General features: G+C 36.6%; 24 protein-coding genes and 1 riboswitch. Of the genes, 21 read left to right on the top strand and 3 right to left on the bottom strand.

Annotation, left to right across the window (positions count from 1 at the left end; translation table 11 throughout):
* Positions 1 to 116 precede the first annotated feature (116 nt).
* Positions 117 to 1,229 (bottom strand): AI-2E family transporter, encoded by a 1,113-nt coding sequence (locus tag OEV98_RS04765; RefSeq protein WP_263072071.1) that lies wholly within the window; start codon positions 1,227 to 1,229, stop codon positions 117 to 119.
* Between the two features lie 420 nt (positions 1,230 to 1,649).
* Here OEV98_RS04765 and chrA point away from each other — a divergent pair, with 420 nt between their 5' ends.
* Positions 1,650 to 2,831, top strand: a complete 1,182-nt coding sequence (chrA, locus tag OEV98_RS04760; protein ID WP_263072070.1) for a chromate efflux transporter — start codon at positions 1,650 to 1,652, stop codon at positions 2,829 to 2,831.
* Between the two features lie 72 nt (positions 2,832 to 2,903).
* Here the strand turns inward: chrA and OEV98_RS04755 are convergent, their stop codons facing one another.
* Both OEV98_RS04755 and OEV98_RS04750 read right to left on the bottom strand, forming a co-directional pair.
* Entirely contained in the window at positions 2,904 to 3,242 is a 339-nt protein-coding gene (locus OEV98_RS04755) for a spore coat protein (RefSeq protein ID WP_263072069.1), read from the bottom strand.
* Between the two features lie 32 nt (positions 3,243 to 3,274).
* Positions 3,275 to 3,553 carry a hypothetical protein gene (locus OEV98_RS04750; protein ID WP_263072068.1) on the bottom strand — a complete coding sequence of 93 codons (279 nt, stop codon included), beginning with the start codon at positions 3,551 to 3,553 and terminating at the stop codon, positions 3,275 to 3,277.
* Between the two features lie 280 nt (positions 3,554 to 3,833).
* Between OEV98_RS04750 and OEV98_RS04745 the strand changes: the two genes are divergently transcribed.
* The 20 genes from OEV98_RS04745 to OEV98_RS04650 all read left to right on the top strand — a co-directional run bounded on the left by OEV98_RS04745 (position 3,834) and on the right by OEV98_RS04650 (position 25,520).
* The gene (locus OEV98_RS04745) at positions 3,834 to 4,751 is read left to right on the top strand and encodes a proline dehydrogenase (RefSeq protein ID WP_263072067.1); all 918 of its coding nucleotides are present in this window, start codon (positions 3,834 to 3,836) and stop codon (positions 4,749 to 4,751) included.
* Between the two features lie 336 nt (positions 4,752 to 5,087).
* On the top strand, positions 5,088 to 7,469 hold the full coding sequence (locus OEV98_RS04740; protein WP_263072066.1) for a 3-hydroxyacyl-CoA dehydrogenase/enoyl-CoA hydratase family protein: 2,382 nt from the start codon (positions 5,088 to 5,090) through the stop codon (positions 7,467 to 7,469).
* Positions 7,470 to 7,550: 81 nt separating this feature from the next.
* Positions 7,551 to 8,726 (top strand): acetyl-CoA C-acetyltransferase, encoded by a 1,176-nt coding sequence (locus tag OEV98_RS04735; protein WP_263072065.1) that lies wholly within the window; start codon positions 7,551 to 7,553, stop codon positions 8,724 to 8,726.
* A 60-nt stretch (positions 8,727 to 8,786) separates the two neighbouring features.
* Positions 8,787 to 10,571 carry an acyl-CoA dehydrogenase family protein gene (locus tag OEV98_RS04730; protein WP_263072064.1) on the top strand — a complete coding sequence of 595 codons (1,785 nt, stop codon included), beginning with the start codon at positions 8,787 to 8,789 and terminating at the stop codon, positions 10,569 to 10,571.
* A gap of 269 nt (positions 10,572 to 10,840) precedes the next feature.
* Entirely contained in the window at positions 10,841 to 11,197 is a 357-nt protein-coding gene (locus tag OEV98_RS04725; RefSeq protein ID WP_263072063.1) for an arsenate reductase family protein, read from the top strand.
* Between the two features lie 54 nt (positions 11,198 to 11,251).
* The gene (gene gcvH, locus OEV98_RS04720) at positions 11,252 to 11,635 is read left to right on the top strand and encodes a glycine cleavage system protein GcvH (protein ID WP_263072061.1); all 384 of its coding nucleotides are present in this window, start codon (positions 11,252 to 11,254) and stop codon (positions 11,633 to 11,635) included.
* Positions 11,636 to 11,852: 217 nt separating this feature from the next.
* Entirely contained in the window at positions 11,853 to 12,200 is a 348-nt protein-coding gene (locus tag OEV98_RS04715; protein WP_263072060.1) for a toprim domain-containing protein, read from the top strand.
* 284 nt (positions 12,201 to 12,484) lie between these two features.
* A complete protein-coding gene (locus tag OEV98_RS04710) occupies positions 12,485 to 12,787 on the top strand; it encodes a thioredoxin family protein (protein WP_263072059.1) in 303 nt (100 codons plus the stop codon).
* A gap of 215 nt (positions 12,788 to 13,002) precedes the next feature.
* Entirely contained in the window at positions 13,003 to 13,344 is a 342-nt protein-coding gene (locus OEV98_RS04705) for a hypothetical protein (protein WP_263072058.1), read from the top strand.
* A gap of 103 nt (positions 13,345 to 13,447) precedes the next feature.
* Positions 13,448 to 13,557, top strand: a riboswitch (SAM riboswitch).
* A gap of 156 nt (positions 13,558 to 13,713) precedes the next feature.
* Positions 13,714 to 14,739, top strand: a complete 1,026-nt coding sequence (locus OEV98_RS04700) for a methionine ABC transporter ATP-binding protein (RefSeq protein ID WP_263072057.1) — start codon at positions 13,714 to 13,716, stop codon at positions 14,737 to 14,739.
* Positions 14,732 to 15,400, top strand: a complete 669-nt coding sequence (locus tag OEV98_RS04695; RefSeq protein WP_263072055.1) for a methionine ABC transporter permease — start codon at positions 14,732 to 14,734, stop codon at positions 15,398 to 15,400. Before OEV98_RS04700 ends, OEV98_RS04695 begins: the two co-directional genes overlap by 8 nt.
* 15 nt (positions 15,401 to 15,415) lie before the next feature.
* Complete coding sequence (locus OEV98_RS04690) at positions 15,416 to 16,228, top strand: MetQ/NlpA family ABC transporter substrate-binding protein (protein WP_263072054.1); 813 nt, start codon at positions 15,416 to 15,418, stop codon at positions 16,226 to 16,228.
* 569 nt (positions 16,229 to 16,797) lie between these two features.
* Positions 16,798 to 17,583 (top strand): Fe-S cluster assembly ATPase SufC, encoded by a 786-nt coding sequence (gene sufC, locus OEV98_RS04685; protein ID WP_263072053.1) that lies wholly within the window; start codon positions 16,798 to 16,800, stop codon positions 17,581 to 17,583.
* Between the two features lie 33 nt (positions 17,584 to 17,616).
* Entirely contained in the window at positions 17,617 to 18,927 is a 1,311-nt protein-coding gene (sufD, locus tag OEV98_RS04680; protein ID WP_263072052.1) for a Fe-S cluster assembly protein SufD, read from the top strand.
* Entirely contained in the window at positions 18,927 to 20,153 is a 1,227-nt protein-coding gene (locus OEV98_RS04675; protein WP_263072051.1) for a cysteine desulfurase, read from the top strand. The genes sufD and OEV98_RS04675 overlap by 1 nt, the downstream gene beginning before the upstream one ends.
* On the top strand, positions 20,143 to 20,583 hold the full coding sequence (gene sufU / locus OEV98_RS04670; protein WP_263072050.1) for a Fe-S cluster assembly sulfur transfer protein SufU: 441 nt from the start codon (positions 20,143 to 20,145) through the stop codon (positions 20,581 to 20,583). The genes OEV98_RS04675 and sufU overlap by 11 nt, the downstream gene beginning before the upstream one ends.
* A 66-nt stretch (positions 20,584 to 20,649) precedes the next feature.
* A complete protein-coding gene (gene sufB, locus OEV98_RS04665; RefSeq protein WP_263072049.1) occupies positions 20,650 to 22,047 on the top strand; it encodes a Fe-S cluster assembly protein SufB in 1,398 nt (465 codons plus the stop codon).
* A 239-nt stretch (positions 22,048 to 22,286) separates the two neighbouring features.
* The gene (gene serC / locus OEV98_RS04660; protein WP_263072048.1) at positions 22,287 to 23,375 is read left to right on the top strand and encodes a 3-phosphoserine/phosphohydroxythreonine transaminase; all 1,089 of its coding nucleotides are present in this window, start codon (positions 22,287 to 22,289) and stop codon (positions 23,373 to 23,375) included.
* A 14-nt stretch (positions 23,376 to 23,389) separates the two neighbouring features.
* Positions 23,390 to 24,562: a phosphoglycerate dehydrogenase gene (locus OEV98_RS04655; RefSeq protein WP_263072047.1), complete on the top strand. Its 1,173-nt coding sequence runs from the start codon at positions 23,390 to 23,392 to the stop codon at positions 24,560 to 24,562.
* Positions 24,563 to 24,674: 112 nt separating this feature from the next.
* Positions 24,675 to 25,520, top strand: a complete 846-nt coding sequence (locus tag OEV98_RS04650) for a DUF72 domain-containing protein (protein ID WP_263072046.1) — start codon at positions 24,675 to 24,677, stop codon at positions 25,518 to 25,520.
* Positions 25,521 to 25,529: the final 9 nt, after the last annotated feature.

Below are 25,529 nucleotides of genomic sequence, written 5' to 3'. Positions count from 1 at the left end.
ATACAAATATTCTGCTAGAAAAGATATTTTGACGCTCATCCATATCCATTTTAGCATGCAAAGACAAAACAATAACTTTCACCCTTTTTGCGGTGAAAGTTTTGTCTTACCTTTTTTTAAACCACACTTGGAGGTAGCTTCTCTTTTTTATGCTTTCTTTGCAGGCGAATCAAGCGAACAATATTTAAAACGAATGTTTTTGTTACGGCATACACAGGAACTGCTAATATCATCCCAATGACACCAGCTAAATTTCCTGCAACAAGTAAAACAATAATAATCGTAGCAGGGTGGGTATCTAAAGATTTACCAATTACTAATGGTGAAATTACATTACTTTCTACCTGCTGGGCAATGATCGCAACAATTATCGTAAATAAGGCAGTCATAGGTGATACGAATAAGGCAACAATAACTGCTGGAGCAGCCCCTAAAAATGGACCGACATATGGAATAATATTCGTTACTGCTACAACTAAGGCCAAAATTAATGCATATGGTAAGCCAATAATTAAATATCCGATAAACGATAATGTCCCAACACATAAAGATACAATCATTTGTCCTTGAATATAGGCAGATAATGTTTTTGTCGTATCTTTTAAAATAATTAAGCCTTCATCTCGCAAGGAGGTAGGTAAGAAACGAACGATGGCACCAGGCATTTTATGGCCATCCTTTAACATATAAAATAATAAAAATGGGACGGTAACGGCAGTTAATGCAACATTTGTAATGACGCTAACAATACTAGATACACTACTAGATATCGCTTTTGGTAAGTCAGATAAATAGGTGGCAATGGAATCACCTAATTCCTCAAGGTCAACGTAGTCCTGATTTTGTATCCATTCGAATGTAGAAGACTTCGAAAAATCATTAATAAATCCTTCGGCATCATCGATATATCCAGGAATATTTTTCACTAATTCAGTTACCTGATTCGTAATAACTGGCCCTGCCGTAGCAAAAATCACGATAATTAATCCAATAAATAAAACGTATATCAGTAAAATTCCGAGTGGGCGAGGAACTTTATACTTACTAGCAAAGGTAACCATTGGATTGAAAATAAAGAAGAGAAACCCGGAAATCAAGATTGGAAAAAATAATGTAGACGCAAAAATGAAAACCGGCTCAAATAAAAAGGATATTTTTGTGCAAATAAAAATGATTCCTACTATCAATAAAATTTGTAATGTCCAATATTGCAATTTTGATTGCTTCAAGTGCGAATCCCCTTTCTAGATTATAACTACTTGGCTTGTATGTATGTTTTATTATAACCTTATGAAAACCATATAGACACTAGTGGGAATGAACGAATGGATGGAATCCCTATAGCCTGTGTCCTGGAAAGTTTTGAATGTTCTTTAATTAAAATTATAGCATGGTGCAGAGGGAAATTGTGAGTAATAAATCAGTTATCGCGATATTTTTGTCTCCCATGTGAGCAAAAATGATTGGTTGGTGAAAAGTGATTAGTATCTATTGCGAATTTACAAAATCTTTATAATCAAGTAATACGTCTGTAAAAGTAGTTATTTATAATAGTATATTCCAAGTAGAAACGTTGGCTTTTGAAAAAAAATACTGTGAAAAGAAATCAAACCATTTTCCAATCGTAAAATAAAAAAAGGAGGCTATAAATGAAGGAGAAAATTAAAAGAATGCAGTTGCTGGAAATATTTATTGTTTCTTTGCGGCTAGGGATTACATCGTTTGGTGGTCCTATAGCACATCTTGGCTACTTTCAACAAGAGTATGTCCGTAAGCGCAAATGGTTAGATGACCGTGCTTATGCAGATTTAATCGCATTGTGCCAATTCCTACCAGGTCCTGCAAGTAGTCAAGTAGGTATTTCTATCGGAATGCTTCGAGGTGGTTTATTAGGCGGAGTCATTTCTTGGTTAGGTTTTACTTTGCCTTCTGTTATTGCACTAATACTATTTGCTACTATTATACAAAGCTTTAATGGATCCGATGTTCCAGGTTGGATTCAAGGCTTAAAAATTGTTGCAGTGGCAGTGGTTGCCCATGCCTTATATAATATGGGAAAATCATTGACACCAGATCACATTCGAATTTCGATTGCCTTTTTATCCGCTATTATTATTTTTGTATTTCCATTCGCCTGGATTCAATTAGTCGTCATTTTAATCGGTGCAATTATCGGGCTTTGCCTATTTCGCACACAGGTGCTCGAGGAAAGTAAACCTATTACATTAGTATTTGGGAAAAAGCTAGGAGCAAGTAGCTTGATACTCTTTTTCCTATTATTAATTGGAATACCAATAATTTACCGCTTTGTCCCGAATTTTCACCTTGGTTTAATAGATGTGTTTTATCGTGTTGGCTCGATTGTGTATGGTGGTGGACATGTTGTATTGCCCCTGCTAGAAAAAGAAGTAGTATCTACTGGCTGGATAACTGCGGAATCATTTATAACAGGCTATGGAGCGGCACAAGCAGTGCCAGGTCCACTATTCACCTTTGCCTCCTATATTGGCACTATCGCAGGAGGAATATCTGGAGGTATTGTTGCAACGATTGCTATGTTCTTTCCGTCCTTTTTATTAGTTGTTGGTGTATTGCCCTTTTGGAATGGGATTCGAAATAATATGATTTTTCGGGCGGCGCTAACTGGTGTAAATGCTACGGTTGTAGGATTACTTTTAGCTGCATTATATGATCCAGTATTCACCTCGGCAATTATTGGACCTATAGAATTTTCCATTGCGCTATTTTCCTATGCTATGCTAGTTTTTTGGAAACTTCCACCCGGTATCGTAGTGTTACTTACCGCACTTATCGGGCAATTCGCCCTATAATGAAAGCTCCCTTTATTACAGACTTCCGAATTACCGTTAGTCTTCAATGGGAGCTTTTTTATTAAGGAAAAATTATTGGATTTGACCGTTTGGATATGGAAATTGATTACTATAGCCTTGGAACTGCTGATACGATTTTTGTAATTTTTGTTGCTCTGCAGGTGCAAAACCATACCAGCCTTTTTTAAACATTGTATTAAAAAGCTCACGTTGACAATTTTGTGTTTCATTAAAAATCGTCAAAACATCCTCGTATAAGGAGTGATGGCTAGCCTCATTTAAAGCGGTGCTGTAGGATGCTGTCATATATTTTTCTGTCGCTAGCATGTCATTGATAAAATCTCGATCATTCATCGCTGGGGATTTTGGAATTTGCATTGCGGGATTTTGAATTTTATTTTGCTGCGTCATATGAATACCCTCCTTAAAAACGTTATGTAATGTTAGTGATTCATCGTATTTGTAGGTTGATTTTGCCCACCTGTATGAAGATGGGATAATATTTTTTGGTAATGCTTTTGATGCATCTGCCCCGCTTTATTAATTGCAGCTTTTATTTCGGGGTCTTGGCATTGATTTGCAAAAAAATATGCTTTTTTCATCGCAAGTAAATTCCAAGAAAGCATATCGGTTAAATATAGTGAATCCTTTTCGGTTACAATGTTCGGTGGCTCGGGCATAATTGGTTGATTGGTTTGATTCATGTTTTGCTGTTGTTGCATAGAAATCCTCCCTATTTTGTTAGCCATGAGTAATAACAATTATTCAACTATATCTTTCCACATTCTATTCTCCCTATGTATAATCTTTTCTCCATTTTTAAATTGCTATCTTATCTATTGGAAAAATTATTCTAAGCAAATACTTTTTTATATTCAGAAAGCTAGGAATCGTGTTAATATATTAGTAAATGAATTTTTGGTTTATTTATTATTTTCGATAAGCGGAAGTAATACAATACAGAAAACATAGAAGGTATACATATTGCAGGGGGAAAATAAAATGGAGAACTTGATGAGAAACTTTTTTTTATTTTTGTCAAAAAATAAATTTTTGACAAAACTCGCAAGAAAATATGGCTTACATTTTGGTGCTTCGCGGTTTGTTGCAGGGGAAACAACCGAGCAAGCAGTAAAAAAGATTAAAGAACTAAACAATAAAGGATTAGCAGTAACAGTCGATTATTTAGGGGAATTCGTTGATAATGAACAGGAAGCAAACGAAATGGCAGATCGCTGTATTGATGCTATTGGGGCAATCGGTAGCGAGAAATTAGATGCCCAGGTTTCATTAAAATTAACTTCGATGGGATTAGATATATCTGATCAAGTTGTGATGAACAATATGGAGCGAATTCTGCAAAAAGCGACTGAAAATAATGTATTTGTCACGATTGATATGGAGGACTACAATCGTTGTGAAAAAACACTTACCATTTTTAAAGAATTAAAGAGTAAATATGAAAATATCGGGACAGTACTACAAGCATACTTATACCGTACTGAAAAGGATATTAATGATCTAAAGCTATTAAAGCCAAACCTTCGCTTAGTAAAAGGTGCCTATAAGGAGTCTCCTGAGGTTGCCTTTCCATTAAAAAAGGATGTCGATGAAAATTATAAAAAGCTAATTGCAATGCATTTGGAAAATGGGAATTATACAGCTATTGCGACACATGATGACGCCATTATCGAGTTTACGAAGCAATTTATAAAGGAAAAGGGAATTTCAAGGGATCAATTTGAATTCCAAATGCTTTATGGTATTCGACCAGAACGACCAATCGAATTAGTTAATGAAGGATATAAAATGAGAGTATATGTCCCATTTGGAACCGATTGGTATGGTTATTTTATGCGTCGATTAGCAGAACGTCCAGCAAATGTAGCCTTTGTATTAAAAGGTATTTTTAAAAAATAAACTGGCATGTTATTTTGTATCGTGATGAGTAATATTTTATGAACTGCTGAGCAGACTGTATACATGCGCACTTCCTGGAAAGTGGAAGTTCGCTAGCACTATGCGTTAAGCTAAATCTTGAGAAAGCAAAGTGTAAGCAGTCTGCGGGTTCTCACAAATAGCAACATACTACCTGAAACAGCTGAATGAAAAAATTTAATAAATAGCATACTTATATATTGCGAAACTATATAAATTTATATATAGTAAAAATAAGCAAAATGATAAGCGCTATTTTTTTTGACAATAAAATGAATGAGTATTCATTCAAAACAAATGTCAAAGGGGGATGAAATAATGGTCAAACAAATTCAAAAGGCAGCAGTTATTGGATCTGGTGTGATGGGATCTGGAATTGCCGCCCACTTGGCGAATGTCGGAATTCCAACATTACTTTTGGATATTGTTCCGAAACAGCTAACTGCTGAAGAAGAAGCAAAGGGCTTAACATTAGCGGATAAATCAGTGCGTAACCGCATCGCTGAAATGGGGAAACAAAAGCTTTTAAAACAAAAGCCGGCACCATTAACAACAAAGGATAATCTAGCACGGATAGAGGTTGGAAATCTCGAAGATGATCTTGTACGATTACAGGAAGTCGATTGGATTATTGAAGTAGTAGTAGAAAATCTATCGGTAAAGAAACAAGTATTTGAGAAAGTGGATCAATACCGTAAAGAAGGATCTATTGTGAGCTCCAATACTTCTGGAATATCAGTAAATGCAATGATTGAAGGTCGCTCGAGTGATTTTAAGAAGCATTTTTTAGGCACCCATTTTTTTAATCCGCCACGGTATTTGAAATTGCTAGAAGTAATACCGACAACGGAAACTGATCCAGCCATTGTCGATTATATATTAGAATTTGGTGAAAATGTACTCGGAAAAGGACTTGTATTAGCAAAGGACACTCCTAACTTTATTGCGAACCGAATTGGAACATATGGGTTGTTAATCACCGTTTCCGAAATGCTAAAAGGCGGGTATTCCGTTGGGGAAGTGGATTCAATAACAGGACCAATGATTGGTAGACCAAAGAGTGCTACCTTCCGTACACTTGATGTCGTAGGGTTAGATACCTTTGTTCATGTAGCAAACAATGTACGTGCTCAAGTGGATGGAGAGGAGCGAGAAGTATTTACCGTTCCAAATTTTATCGAAAAAATGCTAGAAAATGGCTGGCTAGGAAGTAAGAGTGGGCAAGGATTTTATTTAAAGCAAGGAAAGGACATCTTAGAATTACATCCAGAAACATTACAATATAGTCCAAGGAAAAAACTTACTACGCAAGCTACCGAACAAAGCAAGCAGCAAAAGGGTACAAAAGCAAAAATGAAAGCGCTACTATTTTCCGAGGACCGTGCGGGAACATTTTTATGGAATATTTTTGCACCAACATTAATTTATACGGCAGAGCTTCTTCCAACAATTGCCGACAATCTCGTAGCAGTCGATAATGCAATGAAATGGGGATTTGGCTGGGAGCTTGGTCCTTTTGAATCATGGGATGCAATCGGGTTAGAAAAATCGGTAAAACGGATGGAGGAATCCGGCTTAGCGGTTCCCAATTGGGTGGCCGAAATGCTAACGAACGGTCATACAAGTTTCTATAAAGAGGAAAATGGTAAGAAATTTTACTATGACAATGGAGAATATAAGCCAATTGTCCAAAGCGAAAAGGTAATAGATTTAAAAAGCTTAAGGAAAGAAAAGCTAATCAAAAAAAATGGTGGCGCAAATTTACTTGATTTAGGGGATGGCGTAGCATTATTGGAGTTTCAATCCCCAAATAATGCGATTGGATTGGATATTATTCAAATGATTAATCAATCCATTGATGAAGTCGAAAAAAATTATAAAGGGCTTGTGATTGGTAATCAAGGGAAGAACTTCTGTGTAGGAGCTAATATTGCATTAATGCTTATGGAAGCACAGGATGATAATTTCTTTGAACTGGATTTGGTGATTCGTCAATTCCAACAGGCAATGATGAAAATTAAATATAGTAAAAAACCAGTTGTCGTAGCTCCCTTTCAGATGACACTCGGTGGAGGTGCAGAAGTAAGTTTACCTGCTGCGAGAATTCAAGCATCACCAGAAACCTATATCGGTTTAGTGGAGCCAGGCGTAGGGTTAATTCCAGGTGGGGGCGGTACGAAGGAGCTCTATATTAAACATTTGAATAGCCTACCGAAAGGCGTAAAGTATGATCTCCAAGATGTTGCCAATAAAGTATTTGAAACGATCGCAATGGCAAAGGTGTCTACATCTGCAGCGGAAGGAAGAGAAAATGGCTTCTTAAATGCACTGGATCGGATTAGTAAAAATCCAGATCATTTAATTTATGATGCAAAACAGACAGTACTAGAACTATATGAAAATGGCTATCAAGCTCCAATTCGGAAAAAAGTACCCGTAGTAGGGGAAACGGGTTATGCAACCTTATTATTAGGCGCGCACAATTTATTCCTATCCGGATATATTTCTGAGCATGATTTGAAAATAGCGAAGAAGCTTGCTCATGTTTTATCTGGTGGTGGAGTTCCATTTGGTACGGAAGTAGATGAGCAATATTTATTAGATTTAGAAAGAGAAGCATTTTTAAGTTTAATTGCAGAACCGAAAACACAAATGCGGATGCAGCACATGCTGTTGAAGGGTAAACCATTACGTAATTAATATGCTAGATTAAGTGATAAAGAAACCACTAGATTAATACGCTCTATTTTCCGCTAAATAACGGTACGAAGGGGGATTACTATGAAAGAAGCGGTTATCGTTTCTGGGGCACGTACACCAGTTGGACGTGCGAAAAAAGGAACATTAGCAAATACTCGTCCAGATGATCTTGGTGCACTTGTTCTAAAAGAATCATTAAAACGGGCAAATAATTATGCCGGGCCAATAGATGATGTCATCATTGGTTGTGCAATGCCGGAAGCGGAGCAAGGAATGAATGTGGCTAGAAATATTAGTGCATTAGCCGGAATTCCCTATACAGTTCCTGCGATAACAATTAATCGCTACTGCTCATCAGGGCTACAGTCGATTGCCTACGGTGCAGAGCGGATTATGCTTGGGCAGGCAGAGGCAATTCTTGCAGGTGGGGTAGAATCTATGAGCCTTGTTCCGATGATGGGGCACGTGATTCGACCAAATGCCAAGCTTGCAGAATCTGCTCCAGAATATTATATGGGAATGGGGCATACTGCCGAAGAGGTTGCGAAAAAGTATGGCGTAACAAGAGAGGACCAGGATGCATTTGCCGTCCACAGTCATCAAAAGGCAGCTGCAGCAATAGCTGGAGGGAAATTTACAGAGGAAATTGTTCCAGTAGAGGTTACTCAACGTTATGTGAATGAGAACAATAAATTAGTAGAAAAAAAGCTATTGTTTACGACAGACGAAGGGGTACGTCCAAATACAACCATGGAAGTGTTAAGTAAATTACGGCCGGCATTTTCGGTTCGTGGAACGGTCACGGCAGGAAATGCCTCACAGACTAGTGATGGAGCAGCTGCAGTATTACTTATGGATCGAGAAAAAGCAGCGTCCGAAGGATTACAACCATTAGCAAAATTTCGCTCCTTTGCGATTGCTGGTGTACCACCAGAAGTGATGGGGATTGGACCTGTTGCAGCAATTCCGAAGGCGTTAAAGCTTGCAGGACTGGAGCTGTCTGATATTGGTTTATTTGAATTAAATGAAGCATTTGCATCTCAATCAATCCAAGTTATTCGCGAGCTTGGTTTAAATGAAGAAATTGTCAATGTAAATGGTGGCGCTATTGCATTAGGGCATCCGTTAGGTTGTACTGGCTCGAAATTGACGCTGTCATTAATTCATGAGATGAAACGCAGAAACGTACAGTTTGGAATTGTTACTATGTGTATTGGTGGCGGTATGGGAGCTGCTGGGGTTTTTGAATTAATTTAGGAGCTCATACGACGAATAATCATATTACGTAATAGAGGGAAAAAAAGGGAGGAAATCACGTTGGCTCATTCATTAGATAGTGTTGTAAAAGGTGGTAGTTTTTTAATTGAGGACATTCGAGCAGATCAAGTGTTTACACCAGAAGAATTCACAGAGGAACATTTGATGATTGCCAAAACAACAGAAGACTTTATTGGCAATGAAGTATTGCCAATATTAGATAAACTAGAAAACCATGAATTTGAATACTCTGTAAAGCTACTGAAGCAGGCTGGCGAGCTAGGTTTGCTAGGTACAGATGTTCCCGAGGAATATGGTGGCTTAGGCTTAGATAAAATTACTTCTGCATTAATTGCAGAAAAGATGGCACGGGCAGGTGGATTTTCGATTTCTCATGGAGCACATGTCGGTATCGGATCATTACCAATCGTGTTATTCGGTAATGAAGAGCAAAAGCAAAAATACTTACCGCTTTTGGCAACTGGTGAAAAGCTTGCTGCTTATGCACTAACAGAGCCAGGATCAGGTTCTGATGCATTAGGAGCAAAAACGGTAGCAAAGCTAAATGACGCTGGAACTCATTATTTGTTAAATGGAGAAAAACAATGGATTACGAATGCAGGATTTGCGGACGTATTTGTCGTTTATGCCAAAATAGATGGAGATAAATTTACCGCATTTATTGTGGAAAGGGAGTTCCCTGGTGTTTCGGTAGGTGCAGAGGAAAGGAAAATGGGAATTAAAAGCTCATCTACCCGAACATTAATTTTAGAAGATGCAGCAGTACCGGTAGAAAATGTACTTGGAGAGATTGGCAGGGGCCATGTCATTGCCTTTAATATTTTAAATATTGGCCGTTATAAACTAGGTGTTGGTGCAGTTGGTGGAGCAAAATCTGCTTTTGAAATAACGGTAAAATATGCGAATCAGCGAAAACAATTTAAACAATCAATCTCGCAATTTAATTTAACTAAAGAAAAATTTGGAACTTTAGCATCAGAACTATATGCAACGGAAAGCTCTGTTTATCGGACGGTCGGCTTGTTCGAGGAGAGAATGAGTAAACTATCTGACGCGCAAGCACAGGACGGAAAGGAAATCGCTAAATCAATTGCGGAATATGCTATTGAATGCTCATTAAATAAAGTTTTTGCCTCTGAAACTTTGGATCATGTTGTGGATGAAGGTGTACAAATTCATGGTGGCTATGGATTTATGCAAGAATATGAAATCGAACGTGCTTACCGTGATTCCCGTATTAATCGAATTTTTGAAGGGACAAATGAAATTAACCGATTATTAGTTCCTGGAACTTATGTACGGAAAGCGTTCAAAGGGGAGCTACCGCTATTTGAAAAGGCGCAGAAATTACAAGAAGAGTTAATGCTGCTTATGCCAGAGCTACCTGGGGAGGAAGCATTAGCATTACAAAAATATTTAGTGAAAAATGCGAAGAAGATCGCCCTAATGGCAGCAGGGTTAGCAGTGCAAAAATATGGTACTGAGCTAGAACAGGAACAAGAGGTGCTAGTAAATATTGCAGATATCGTATCTAATGTATATGCAATGGAGTCTGCTGTTCTCCGTACAGAAAAAGCAATCGCACGCGATGGTTTAGAAAAGAGCAAGCAAAAATTATTATATACAGAAATCTTTACACAGGAAGCCTTTAATAAAATTGAGCAGGATGCTAAAGAAACATTAATAGCGGTTTCCAGTGGCGATACGTTAATGATGATGCTATCGGCGCTCCGTAAACTAACTCGTCACAATCCAGTAAACGTAATTGCTAAAAAGCGTGAAGCAGCAGAAGCGATTATTAAAGCGGAAAAATATACTGTATAAAGAATCAGAAAAAAATAGCCACTACGAAGGTAGTGGTTATTTTTCTTTTGGCACGTAACCTAATGTGATTTTGAAAAAGTAGTTAGCATTTGCATGAATTTCCATAAGTAAGAGGTGTTTTATTCGGTTACGGAAATTATTATAGAATATAGCGGATAACGGAAGATTTTTATATAAAATCTCAAATTATAATGACTTACCGTCTAAAATGGTATAAATTAAATGTAGGAAATATTTCGTAGTATTATTTTTTTACGGTGGTGACAGATATGGCAATTACTTTTTACTGGTATCCAAAATGCAGCACTTGCAGAAACGCAAAAAAATGGTTGGACGAGCACAATGTAGCATATGAGGCAGTGCATATTGTAGAAAATCCGCCAACTCGAGAGCAATTAGAAAATTTATATAAAATTAGTGGCTTAGAGTTAAAGAAATTTTTTAACACAAGTGGTCAAAAATATCGCGAGCTAGGTATTAAGGATAAAATGAAAACCGTTACCGAAGCGGAACTACTGGATATTTTAGCAACCGATGGTATGCTGTTAAAAAGACCACTCGTAACAGACGGCTCTAAAGTTACCGTTGGATTTAAAGAAGCTGATTTTGAAAACAATTGGCTTTAAGCAAAGCGAATTGATTCATATAAAATACATTCGTACATTGATGGAGGGATTAGGATGTCAGTACCTAAAGAATTACGATATACAGAGGAACATGAGTGGGTTAAGGTTGAGGGAAATACCATTCGTATTGGAATTACCGATTATGCCCAAAATGAATTAGGAGATATTGTATTTGTGGAGCTTCCTGAGGTTGGGGATACCATTAAAGTAAATGAAGCATTTGGTAGTGTAGAATCTGTAAAAACAGTTTCCGAGCTATATGCACCTGTTTCGGGAAAAGTAGTGGAAGTGAATGAAGAGCTAAATGATAGCCCTGAATTTGTTAATGAATCTCCATATGAAAAAGCATGGATGATTGTTGTAGAACCAGCTGATCAAAGTGAAGTTGAGCAGCTATTGACTGCAGAACAATACGAAGCAACGATTAGTGAAGAATAATATTTAATCATTAAAAGCGCCTGTTGTAGCAGGCGCTTTTTTTCTGAAAAAGTCCGTTATGACAGCATTTATTCCGATATAATATACAATCGTAAAAAATTTATCAATTCTTTAAAAATTATTCCATCAATTTTCTATTATTTTTAGCATACTATATAGAAACGGATCAATTGAATTAGGAATTCGTTTCTTTGTATGATAATAACAGGTGATCAAAATGGTGCAAATGATTGATAAGGTAATTATTGTGGAAGGTACATCGGACAAAAGGAAAGTTCTGCAAGTATTGAATGAACCGGTTGATATTATTTGTACAAATGGGACCATCAGTATTAGTCGGCTAGATGAGCTAATTGATGTATTGTACGACAAAGAGGTGTATATCCTTGTAGATGCAGATGATTCGGGAGAAAAATTGAGGAAGCAATTTAAAAGGGAGTTTCCGGAGGCAAAGCACTTGTATATTGACAAGGCTTATCGGGAAGTTGCAACAGCCCCAGAATATCATGTGGCATCAGTCTTAGTACAAGCTAACATTCATGTTCAACCAAAATATTTATTTTAAGGATATAAGTATCAAATGTTCGCTGGACATAAAGTCATTGGATTGGAAATACTTTATGTCCAATCGAAAAATCAAATATGTAATGTGTATAGAAATCTTACTGGATAATTGGAAAAATACAAAGGAGAAGAAGGCTATCATTTGGGAAGGATTTAATAAAGGGACATTATTAAATTTGTTCCTCTAGCCTTTTTTCATTTTGGACTAACTATGTGTATTTCTACCTTTTTTCCACTAAGAATGATAGAATTTATTCATAATCAATCATCAGAAGGATGAATTCAATGGAACAATGGACGAAAGCTGAATTTTATCAGCGGCTTCATAGCGGTGAAAGCGGTGCGCTTTATTTATTTACTCCAATGTGTGGAACATGTCAAGTTGCTAGCAAAATGCTAAGTGTCGTGGAAGAGATTTTACCAAAGTTTGAATTTGGTAAAGCAGATTTGAATTATTTACCAGAAATTGCCGAGGAGTTCCTTGTTGAAAGTGTCCCATGCTTACTGATCTACGAGGATAAAAAAGTAAAAGAGAAAATTTACGCCTTCCAATCCGTCCTATACCTCTATGAAAAACTAAAAAACTAGATACCGCCATGTTGGCTGGTATCTTTTTTTCTAACAACATTGTGATAGTAGACTCTCTCCTTCTTTAGCTTCCATCTGCTGGCCACTTTATTTAACAACATTCTCAAATAAACAGGAAATCAAAACAAAGTTGGCGAAAGATTTATATATAAGAACCGGAATAAAAAATGCAACTTCCGAATATGTATATTTTGATAGAGTAGGAGGGGCTCTATTTGATCGAAGCAGAAAACTGGGTATCTATCGTAAAAAATCATCCATCTAGAAACTTACTATTTCTAAAAGAGACAATAATACTCAAAATCGACACAGGAACAGATAGCTTTTTTCTAATCATTTCAAAAGAAAATACGGAACTGAAAAAAGAATTTCCTGGAAAAGAAACATGCTTGCTAACTGGGGACGAAAAAATAATTCAATGCATATTACGAGGAGAAATCAAACTTCAGGATGCGATTTATATGCAGCAAGTACAAGTTAAAAGTAGCTTTCGCACTATACTGTTATTAGAATCCATCTTTTGGTTAAACCGAAAAGACCTGTCAAAAAGTGAGTGACATGAATAATGAAAATACTATTCTCACATATTTTTATTGACATCTATTTTTAGTGGTGATACACTTGCAATCGTGATAAAAATAATAAATTAAATAGAACTTGCTCTTATCAAGAGAGGTGGAGGGACGTGCCCGATGAAACCCGGCAACCATCAATGTGATCATTGAAATGGTGCCAATTCACACAAAGCGAAAAGCTTTGGGAGATGAGAGAAAGACAATCGATAGATAATCGCGTGCCTTTCTACTCGTCTGTGTAGAAAGGCATTTTTTATTTCTTAGTTATTATTTATTATTTTTATTTAAATTGGAAAGCTAACAGTATCTGCTTTTCATCTTAAGATAATCATCGGTAAAGGAGGGAATTCGATGATCTCCGTACAGAATGTCAAAAAGATTTTCCAATCAAAGTCTGGAAAAATAACTGCCGTAGATAATGTTAACCTTGAAATAAACGATGGAGAAATTTTTGGGGTTATTGGTTATAGTGGTGCAGGAAAAAGTACGTTAATTCGAATGTTCAATGGATTAGAGCTACCTACCTCTGGTTCTTTAAATATTGTCGGAAAAGATATCGCAAAAATTCGCGGGGCAGAATTAAGAAAAGCAAGACAAGAAATCGGTATGATTTTTCAGCATTTTAACTTACTTTGGTCGAGAACGGTTCGAGAAAATATCGCGTTTCCGTTAGAAATCGCCAAAGTTCCAAGGTCAAAACGAAAGCAACGTGTTGATGAGTTAATTAAATTAGTTGGCTTGGAAGGGAGAGAAGACAGTTATCCATCACAATTAAGCGGTGGCCAAAAGCAACGGGTTGGTATTGCTAGAGCGCTAGCGAATAATCCAAAAGTATTACTTTGTGATGAGGCGACATCTGCACTTGATCCCGAAACGACAGATGCTATTTTAGATTTACTTGTAGATATAAATAAAAAATTGGGGCTAACAATTATTTTAATTACCCATGAAATGCATGTAATTCAAAAAATATGTCATCGTGTGGCAGTTATGGAGGAGGGAAATATTGTTGAAATTGGATCGGTTCTTGATATTTTCCAAAATCCGCAAGAATCAATAACAAAGCGGTTTGTCGGACAAGTGATTGAAACTGAAGAGACAAAGGAAACCATCGCTAATTTATTGGGTAAATTCCCACAAGGAAAGATAGTGAAATTAACCTTTATTGGAGAAGCAGCAGAACAACCGATTATTACAAGATTAATAAAAGAGAGTAATGCAACAATCAATATTTTACAAGGTAATATCTCACAAACACATGACGGTGCTTACGGTACGTTATTTATCCATTTGGATGGAACGGAACAGGAAATAACGACAGCGATACAATTTTTACGTAATCACCAGGTAGGAGTGGAGGTGGTAGCGAATGATTGAGACCATTTTTCCAAACGTTGATTTAATAAAGGCATGGGAGAAAACAATTGAAACGCTTTATATGACAGGACTGTCCCTGCTTTGGATATTCTTAATTGGAATTATTTTAGGACTACTACTGTTTCTTACTGCAAAAGGAAATATGTGGGAAAATCAATGGGTAAATTGGATTATTGCAGCGATCGTTAATATTTTTCGTTCCATCCCATTTGTACTATTAATCGTCTTACTTCTACCAGTGACAAAAATTATTGTTGGATCGATTATTGGCAAAGAAGCTGCGATTCCTGCATTGATTATTGGTTCAGCACCATTTTACGCACGGATGGTGGAAATTGGCTTAAGAGAAATAAATAAAGGAGTAATTGAAGCAGCTCGTGCAATGGGTGCGAAAACAAGTACAATTATATTTAAAGTACTTATACCAGAATCATTACCAGCACTAGTTTCCGGTATTACTGTTACAGCAATCGCATTAGTAGGATATACCGCAATTGCTGGAGTTATTGGAGCAGGTGGACTTGGAGATTATGCCTATTTAGATGGATTTTCTCGAAAAGATAATGATGTGACGATTTTTGCAACGATCGTAATTTTACTTATTGTATTTATCATCCAATTTATTGGAGATTATATTACAACAAAATTAGACAAACGATAGGGAGGAAGAAAGAAAATGAAAAAATTAACATTTTTGCTTGCTGTTCTTATTTTAAGTTTTACATTAGCTGCATGTAATAAGGATGATTCTAAAACACTTGTAATTGGGGCGACAGATGAGCCACATGCAGTAATTTTAGAAAAAGCAAAACCAATCTTAGAAGAACAAGGTATTGATTTAGAGGTTAAAACATTTAGCAAATATGAATTGCTTAATCCGGCATTAGATTCAAAAGACTTAGATGCTAACTATTTTCAACATATCCCATACTTAGAAGCTGAAAATGCAAATGGGGACTATGATAATGAACTTGTCAACGCAGGGGGCATTCATATCGAACCAATTGGAATTTATTCAAAAAAATATTCCAGTCTTGAGGAGCTTCCAGATGGAGCAACGATTTTAATGAGTAGCAATACACCAGATCATGGTCGTATATTAACACTTTTCGAAGCAAAAGGATTGATTACCTTAAAAGAAGGTATTGATAAAACTACAGCAACACTTGATGATATTGCAGAAAATCCGAAAAACTTAACATTTGAATACGATTATGCACCAGAATTATTACCAGAAATTTATGATCAAGGCGAAGGTGATGCAGTAGTTATTAACTCAAACTATGCATTGAGCGCAGGATTAAATCCAAAAGAAGATAGCATTGCTATTGAAGATTCCGAATCACCATATGTTAATGTAATTGCGGTGAGAAAAGGTGACGAAGATCGAGAAGAAATTAAAGCATTAATCAATGTTCTTCATTCCGAAGAAATTCAACAATTTATTCTAGATGAATGGGGCGGATCCGTCGTTCCGGTAAATGAATAATCCGCAAGGGCTAGGAAACGATTCCTAGTCCTTTTTAATTAAGCATTTCTACATTACTGATTACTTCTTAAGAAAGGAAAACGGAATGTATTCAGTTTGCGGGCAATTTATAACTAGCGATAAATGATATAATAACTAAACACCGTTAAGAAATAAATAAAATCCGAACAAATAAGCGTAAAAGCAAAACACAAATATAAAGGTACCTCTGTTTTTCGAATAGTCACTGCCGAAAAATTACATACTATCCTTGATTGTCTCAAGCTTTGTCAAAATTCATAAGAAGACTGGTGAAGGATGAAAAGTAATAATAGAAATGTGTACTAATAAACAGTTTTTTCGATTCGCATAAAACCAGTGAAAATAGCCACTGGTTTTTTCTTTTATAACAATAGCTAATTGGTATCGCTTCCTTCATTATAGAAGCAGGAAAAATGTCTACGGAAAAACCATTTTCGTTCACGGTTAAATTGTTGCTATTACTTTTGATTTGTTATAAGATTGTAATGATAATAAATTGAGAATGATTAAATATTAACTATATACATGGGAAATATGGAGGTATTCAAATGGCAGGATCAACACTAACAATTAAAGATCTTCATGTTGCAATTGATGGGAAAGAAATTTTAAAAGGTGTAAACCTAGAAGTAAAAGGTGGAGAATTCCATGCAATCATGGGACCAAATGGAACTGGTAAATCCACTTTATCTTCTGCAATTATGGGCCATCCAAAATATGAAGTGACGCAAGGAAGTATTTTTTTAGACGGTAAAGACGTTTTAGAAATGGAAGTAGACGAACGTGCACAGGCAGGTCTATTTTTAGCAATGCAATACCCAAGTGAAATTAGTGGGGTAACAAATGCGGACTTCTTACGTTCTGCAATCAATGCACGGCGTGAAGAAGGCGATGAAATTCCACTAATGCAATTCATTAAGAAAATGGATAAAACAATGGAATTCCTAGAAATGGATATTAATATGGCACAACGTTATTTAAATGAAGGATTCTCAGGTGGAGAGAAAAAACGTAATGAGATTCTTCAATTAATGATGATTGAACCAAAAATTGCTATCCTTGATGAAATTGACTCTGGACTTGATATCGATGCATTAAAGGTTGTTTCTAAAGGAATTAACTCCATGCGTAATAGTGACTTTGGTTGCTTAATCATTACTCACTACCAACGCTTATTAAATTATATAACTCCTGATTACGTACACGTTATGATGAATGGACGCGTTGTGAAGAGTGGCGGTCCTGAATTAGCTACAAGACTTGAAGCTGAAGGTTATGACTGGATTAAACAAGAGCTTGGCATTGAAGACGAAGAAGCAGTTGAAGTTGAGTAAGCATCATAATGCGTAATTGTTAGGAGGATAAAAATGACACTTCAAACACAGTATCCATTTGATAAAGGCTTTGTCGAATCTTACGCTGTAAGTAATGGTGAGCCTGAATGGTTTAAAAATTTACGATTAAATGCATTGGAAAAATTTGAAGTTCTACCAATGCCTAATCCAGATAAAACAAAGATTGAAAAATGGGATTTAATTAGCTTTAAACAACATACAGCAGAAGATCAATCAATCGCAGCTATCGATGCGTTACCTGAGAAAGTTAAAGCACTAATTGATGTGGAAGCTGGATTGAAAAATCTTTACATTCAACAAAATCAAACGCCAAGCTTCCTATCTGTTACAGAAGATTTGAAGCAGCAAGGTGTTATTTTTACAGATATTTTAACTGCAGTAAAAGAACATGGTGAGCTTGTTCAAAAATACTTCATGACGGATGGAGTAAAAGTTGACGAACATCGCTTGACTGCTTTTCATGCGGCATTAGTAAATGGTGGAGCATTCCTTTATATTCCAAAAAATGTGGAAGTAAAAGAACCAATTCAATCGATTTTTATTCATTCTAATGCGGACGCACCACTAATTAACCATGTCCTTATTGTTGCAGATGATAATAGCTCGGTTACTTATGTGGAAAACTATATTTCTTTACAGGATGAAGCAGAGGGTATTGCAAACATCATTACGGAAGTTCTTGCTTTAACAAATGCACGAGTTACATTTGGCGCAGTTGATACGTTAGCACACGGCGTAACTACTTATGTGAATCGTCGTGGCTATGCTGGTAGAGATGCAAGAATTGAATGGGCTTTAGGGCTAATGAATGATGGTAACACCATCTCTGAAAATGTAACAAACTTAGTTGGTGATGGATCCGTAGGTGATACAAAATCAGTAGTAGTTGGTCGCGGAGATCAAAAACAAAACTTCACGACGAAAGTGGTTCATTTCGGTAAAAACTCTGAAGGCTTTATTTTGAAACATGGTGTAATGAAAGATAGTGCATCATCTGTATTCAATGGAATCGGAAAAATCGAACACGGTGCTACAAAAGCAAATGCACAACAAGAATCCCGTGTTTTAATGTTAAGCGAAAAAGCTCGTGGAGATGCGAATCCAATTCTATTAATTGATGAAGATGATGTAATGGCAGGGCATGCTGCATCAGTCGGACGTGTAGACCCTATTCAATTATATTATTTAATGAGCAGAGGTATTCCGAAAGTGGAAGCAGAACGTTTAGTTATCCATGGTTTCCTAGCTCCGGTAGTAAACCAATTACCAATTGAAGGAGTTAAGAAGCAGCTATCAGAGGTTATCGAAAGGAAAGTAAAATAATGGATATCCATAGCATCCGTAGCCAATTTCCAATTTTAGACCAATCGGTAAATGATCATCCTTTAGTATACTTAGATAGTGCTGCTACGTCGCAAAAGCCGACTAGTGTGATTAATACAGTCAATCAGTATTATCAGGAATACAATTCCAATGTGCATAGAGGGGTTCATACACTAGGAACAAAAGCAACAGATGCCTATGAAGCTGCAAGAGAAAAAGTCCGAAATTTTATTCATGCAAAATCTACTCAAGAAATAATCTTTACTAGAGGTACCACAACCGCACTGAATACTGTTGCCGCAAGCTACGGTCGCGTGAATCTTAAAGCAGGAGATGAGATCGTCATCTCCTATATGGAACACCATAGTAATATTATTCCTTGGCAACAGGTAGCAAAATATACAGGGGCAACCTTAAAATATATACCGCTGACAGAGGATGGAACAATTTCATTAGAGGATGTACGCAATACAATTACCAATCAAACGAAAATAGTTTCTCTCACATATATTTCGAATGTATTGGGAACGATTAATCCAATAAAAGAAATTACAAAAATTGCCCATGAGCATGGAGCAATTATGGTAGTCGATGGTGCGCAAAGCACACCACATATGAAAGTCGATGTTACGGATTTAGATTGTGATTTCTATGCATTCTCCGGACATAAAATGTGTGGACCAACTGGAATGGGTGTCCTTTACGGAAAACAACATTTGTTAGAACAAATGGAGCCAATCGAATTTGGTGGAGAAATGATTGATTTTGTTAATTTGTATGACTCAACATGGAAAGAATTACCATGGAAATTCGAGGCGGGTACTCCAATTATTGCAGGTGCCATTGGTCTAGGTGCTGCTATTGATTTTCTAGAAACAATTGGTCTTGATGCCATTCATAAGCATGAGCATGAACTAGTTGGTTATGCGATGGAAAAAGTTTCTTCCATTGAAGGAGTAACTATTTATGGGCCAAGTGCAGAAAATCGTGCAGGTGTATTAACCTTTAATATTGAAGGAGTACATCCACATGATGTTGCAACAGTATTAGATACAGAAGGAATAGCAGTTCGTGCAGGACATCATTGTGCACAACCATTAATGAAATGGTTAAATGTCAGTGCAACCGCAAGAGCTAGCTTTTATTTATATAATACAAAAGAAGATGTAGATCGTTTTGTAGAGGGACTCGTAATTTCAAAGGAGTTTTTCCATAATGTCTTTTAATAATTTAGATGCTTTATACCGCCAAGTGATCATGGATCATTATAAAAAACCACGAAATAAAGGAATATTAGAAGATGGCAATTTAGTCATTGACATGAATAATCCTACCTGTGGGGATCGTATCCGTTTAACGATGAAGGAAGAAGACGGGAAGATTGTGGATGTAAAGTTTGAAGGAGAAGGCTGTTCTATTTCTATGGCTTCTGCATCAATGATGACGCAGCTTGTTAAAGGAAAAGATGTGAAAACCGCAATGGAGCTTTCCAAAACCTTTTCACAGATCGTTCAAGGGAAAGAATATACTACTGATTTAGATTTAGGGGATATAGAAGCACTACAAGGTGTTTCTAAATTTCCAGCAAGAATCAAGTGTGCAACGCTCGCGTGGAAGGGGCTAGAAAAGGGAATTCACGACAAGCATAGCATGTAACAAGTTGTTTAAGTAACCTCTATAATGCAGCTAATATAGAGTTTCTAAAGAATGGAGGAATCGAGCATGGCGAAAAATATGCCTGAGATTGGCGATTATAAATACGGTTTCCATGATAAAGACGTCTCTGTTTTCCGTTCAGAACGTGGACTTACAAAAGAAATCGTAGAACAGATTTCAAAAATGAAAGAAGAACCCCAATGGATGTTAGATTTCCGTCTGAAAGCATTGGATCATTTTTATAAAAAACCAATGCCGCAATGGGGTGGTGATTTATCAGAATTAAATTTTGACGAAATTACTTACTATGTTAAGCCTTCCGAGCAATTAGGTCGTACATGGGATGAGGTTCCAGAAGAAATTAAACGTACGTTTGATAAATTAGGGATTCCTGAAGCAGAACAAAAATATTTAGCAGGGGTTTCTGCACAATATGAATCTGAGGTTGTTTATCACAACATGAAAGAAGACCTTGAAAAAATGGGGATTATCTTCAAGGATACAGATTCAGCTTTAAGAGAAAATGAAGAGCTTTTCCGTAAGCATTGGGCAACGGTAATTCCTTATTCTGACAATAAATTTTCAGCGCTTAATTCAGCAGTATGGTCAGGTGGATCTTTCATCTATGTACCACCTGGTGTGAAAGTGGATACCCCACTTCAAGCCTACTTCCGTATTAATTCCGAGAATATGGGACAATTCGAACGGACATTAATTATTGTCGATGAAGGTGCATCTGTTCATTATGTGGAAGGATGTACAGCACCAGTGTATACAACTAACTCACTTCATAGTGCGGTTGTAGAAATCATCATCAAGAAAGATGCATATTGCCGTTATACAACTATCCAAAACTGGGCAAATAACGTGTATAACTTAGTTACAAAACGTGCGATTTGTGAAGAAAATGCAACAATGGAATGGATTGACGGAAATATTGGTTCGAAGCTAACAATGAAATATCCTTCCGTAATTTTAAAAGGAGAAGGTTCCCGTGGAATGACGTTATCCATCGCTATTGCTGGTAAAGGTCAACACCAAGATGCTGGTGCGAAAATGATGCACTTAGCACCAAACACTTCTTCTACTATTGTTTCGAAATCAATTTCTAAACAAGGCGGAAAAGTAACGTATCGTGGAATGGTTCACTTCGGACGTAAAGCAAGTGGCGCAAGATCCAATATTGAATGTGATACATTAATTATGGATAACAATTCTACATCAGATACAATTCCTTACAATGAAATCTTTAACGATAATATTTCTTTAGAGCATGAAGCAAAAGTATCAAAAGTTTCGGAAGAACAATTATTCTATTTAATGAGTAGAGGTATTTCCGAAGAAGAGGCAACAGAAATGATCGTAATGGGCTTCATTGAACCATTTACGAAAGAACTCCCAATGGAATATGCCGTTGAAATGAACCGTTTGATTAAGTTCGAAATGGAAGGTTCTATAGGTTAATTCATAACGAACAAATAGAGCAAGGGGAAACCCTTGCTCTATTATTTTGAAGAAAAGAATTTTTTTGTGATACCATTTTTAGAAATCAGCTAATATCCTTCCAGACTTAGAAATTTAAAAAAATGTATCCCCTTCCAAAATGATTTCAGGAAAACTTCTACTTAACGAAATATCTATCTATTGATATACTTATAAATATTATGAATATTACCCTACTCTAAAAAATGAGGCGATGTCTAATGAAGCGTGTCTTTAATTTCTCTGCTGGTCCTGCACAATTACCATTGGATGTACTAATACGTGCACAGGAGGAATTGTTATCTTATCAAAATATTGGTATGTCGATTATGGAAATTAGTCACCGTTCCATCCATTTTAAAAAGGTTATAGAACGAGTAGAAGAGTTAATGAGAGAGCTGCTACAAATACCGGATAACTACAAGGTATTATTCATCCAAGGTGGTGCATCTCTACAATTTTCAATGGTCCCGCTAAATTTATTTAAAGAAAATAAGCATGCTTCCTATGTCCATTCCGGTAGCTGGTCGAAAAAAGCAATTGCCGAAGCAAGTAAATTCGGCGACATACACATCATCGCATCCTCAGAGGAGCAACAATTTACGTATTTTCCTTCCTTCCAAGTACATCAATTAAACGAAAACACCAATTATTTACATATCACAACAAATAACACAATTGAAGGTACAAGATTTACTTGTACAGAAGAGTTACCGAAAAATGGAATCCCAGTAGTGGCAGATATGTCATCCAATATTCTTTCAGAGGAACTTGACGTCAGCCAATATGGTCTGATTTATGCAGGTGCGCAAAAGAATTTAGGAATTGCAGGTCTTACGATTGTTATTATTCGAGAGGATTTAGTCGGGAATACGGGCGTGGATTGTCCAACGATGCTTAACTATGAAACATATGCAAAGGCAGAGTCCTTATATAATACCCCACCAACCTTTAGCATTTACATGACAATGCTTGTATTAGAATGGTTGAAGGAGCTTGGTGGGATTCCTGAAATTGCGAAACGAAACATCGAAAAAGCAAAAATATTTTATGATTTTCTCGACACCTCCAGCTTTTTTTCATCCAATGTAAAAAAAGCGGATCGTTCTTTAATGAATATCCCTTTTACTACAGTAAGTAAGGAATTGAATTCGCTTTTTATTCAGATAGCAGAACAGGAAGGATTTTATGCGTTAAAAGGTCATCGATCAGTAGGTGGCATGCGCGCAAGCTTATATAATGCTATGCCATTGGACGCTGTACTAGAGCTGGTAGCGTTTATGAAACAATTTGAAGAAAAATATGCTTGAGGAGGAGCTGCATTATGCTTTTTATTCAAACCTATAATTCTATTGCAAAACGAGGTTTAGCTGTTTTTTCAACAGAATGTTATAAATTGAATGAAGCAGAGGATCCAGATGCTATTTTACTTAGAAGCTATTCCCTACATAATGTACCGATTTCTCCTACATTAAAAGCTGTTGCAAGAGCAGGAGCTGGGGTGAATAATATCCCTGTGGAGAAGCTAAGTGAATTAGGAGTAGTGGTATTCAATACACCAGGAGCAAATGCTAATGCTGTTAAGGAATTAGCATTAATGAGTGTTATTGCAACTTCTCGTCATTTCCTGGAAGCTGCCAATTGGACAAAAAAATTAGTAGGAAATGGCGAAGAAATTTCGCCATTAATAGAGTCAGGAAAAAAGCAATTTGTTGGTACGGAAATACAAGGGAAACGATTAGGGGTTATTGGATTAGGGGCGATTGGTGGATTAGTAGCAAACGATGCGCTTGCATTAGGAATGGAGGTAATGGCATATGATCCATTTATTTCTGTAAATATTGCATGGCAGTTATCCAGTGAGGTGAAACGCGCAGAGAGTATCGAGGAAATTTACAAGAACTGTGATTATATTACCTTACATGTTCCACTTACAGATGAAACTAGGGGAATGCTTAATCACCAGAGCTTTTCTTTAATGAAGGATGGTGTACATATTTTGAATTTTTCCAGAGGGGAACTTGTACTAGAGGATGATTTAGAAGCAGCTTTAAAGGAAAGAAAAATCGGCAAGTATATTACGGATTTCCCAACCAATCGATTGTTATCGTTAGAGAACACAGTTGTATTGCCCCATATTGGAGCTTCTACGAAAGAGGCAGAGGAAAACTGTGCACAAATGGCAGCTAATGTGCTCAAACAATTTTTAGAGACTGGAAATATCCGTAATTCTATCAACTTTCCAAATGTTAATATGCCATATACTGGAAAAAGACGTTTAACAATAACCCATCGTAATATTCCTAATATGGTGGGGCAAATTACAACGCATTTAGCTGTGTATCATTTAAACATAGCAGATATGATCAATCGTAGTAAAGGTGTATGGGCATACACTATGATTGATATAGATAATGCCATCTCGGACCAAGTCATGAACGAAGTAATCCATCGGCTAAAAAAAATTTCAGGAGTGAAAAAGGTACGGTTCCTCTAATATTGCAAAATAGTAGAGAATTTATCGGAATATGTTATGATGTTGGTAACAATTATCGGATGAAAAATCCTTTTGCACATTATTTAAGAAATGGAAATAGGAGACTTGTTATATGATTTATATCGGTTTAACAGGCTGGGGAGATCATGATCGATTATATGATCATCCAAATGAGCGAAATAAATTACAGGTTTATGCCGCTCACTTCCCAATTGTGGAAGTAGATACCAGTTTTTATGCGATACAACCGATTCGCAATAGCGAAAAGTGGGTACGTGAAACACCGAGTACCTTTCAATTTATAGTGAAAGCATATCAAGGAATGACCGGACATTCGCGAGGACGTATTCCATTCCAATCAAAAATAGAAATGTTTCAAGCGTTTAAGCAATCATTACAGCCCTATATTGAGGCGAATAAATTAGCAATGGTACTCTTTCAATTTCCGCCTTGGTTTTCTTGTACGAAGGAAAATGTTCTATATTTACGCTGGTGTAAATTGCAAATGGAGGATATTCCTTGTGCATTAGAATTTCGCAATCAAACATGGTTTTCTCCTGCATATTATAAAGAAACGATGACGTTTATGAAAAAAGAAAAATGGATTCATAGTGTGTGTGATGAACCACAGGCGGGCGAAGGATCGGTGCCGTTAGTATTGCAGACAACACATCCAAAAACATTAGTGCGAATGCACGGACGAAATATTCATGGTTGGAATCATCATAATCGCAGCCAGGAAGATTGGCGAGAGGTTCGTTATTTATACCGTTATAATGAGCAAGAGCTGGAAGAATGGAAAAATCATTTGCAGCAATTACAAAAAGATAGCATGGATGTTTATATGCTATTTAATAATAATTCAGGCGGAGATGCTGCCGATAATGCAAAAATGATGATAGAGCTTTTAGGGATAGAGTATCATGGTTTAGCACCAAGACAGTTAGACTTATTTTAAAATCGAGGT

This window comes from Perspicuibacillus lycopersici (genome assembly GCF_025660475.1).
GTDB classification, from domain to species: domain Bacteria; phylum Bacillota; class Bacilli; order Bacillales; family Caldibacillaceae; genus Perspicuibacillus; species Perspicuibacillus lycopersici.
Note: the sequence above shows the minus strand (reverse complement) of the source record. Positions and strands in the feature narration are given on the sequence as shown.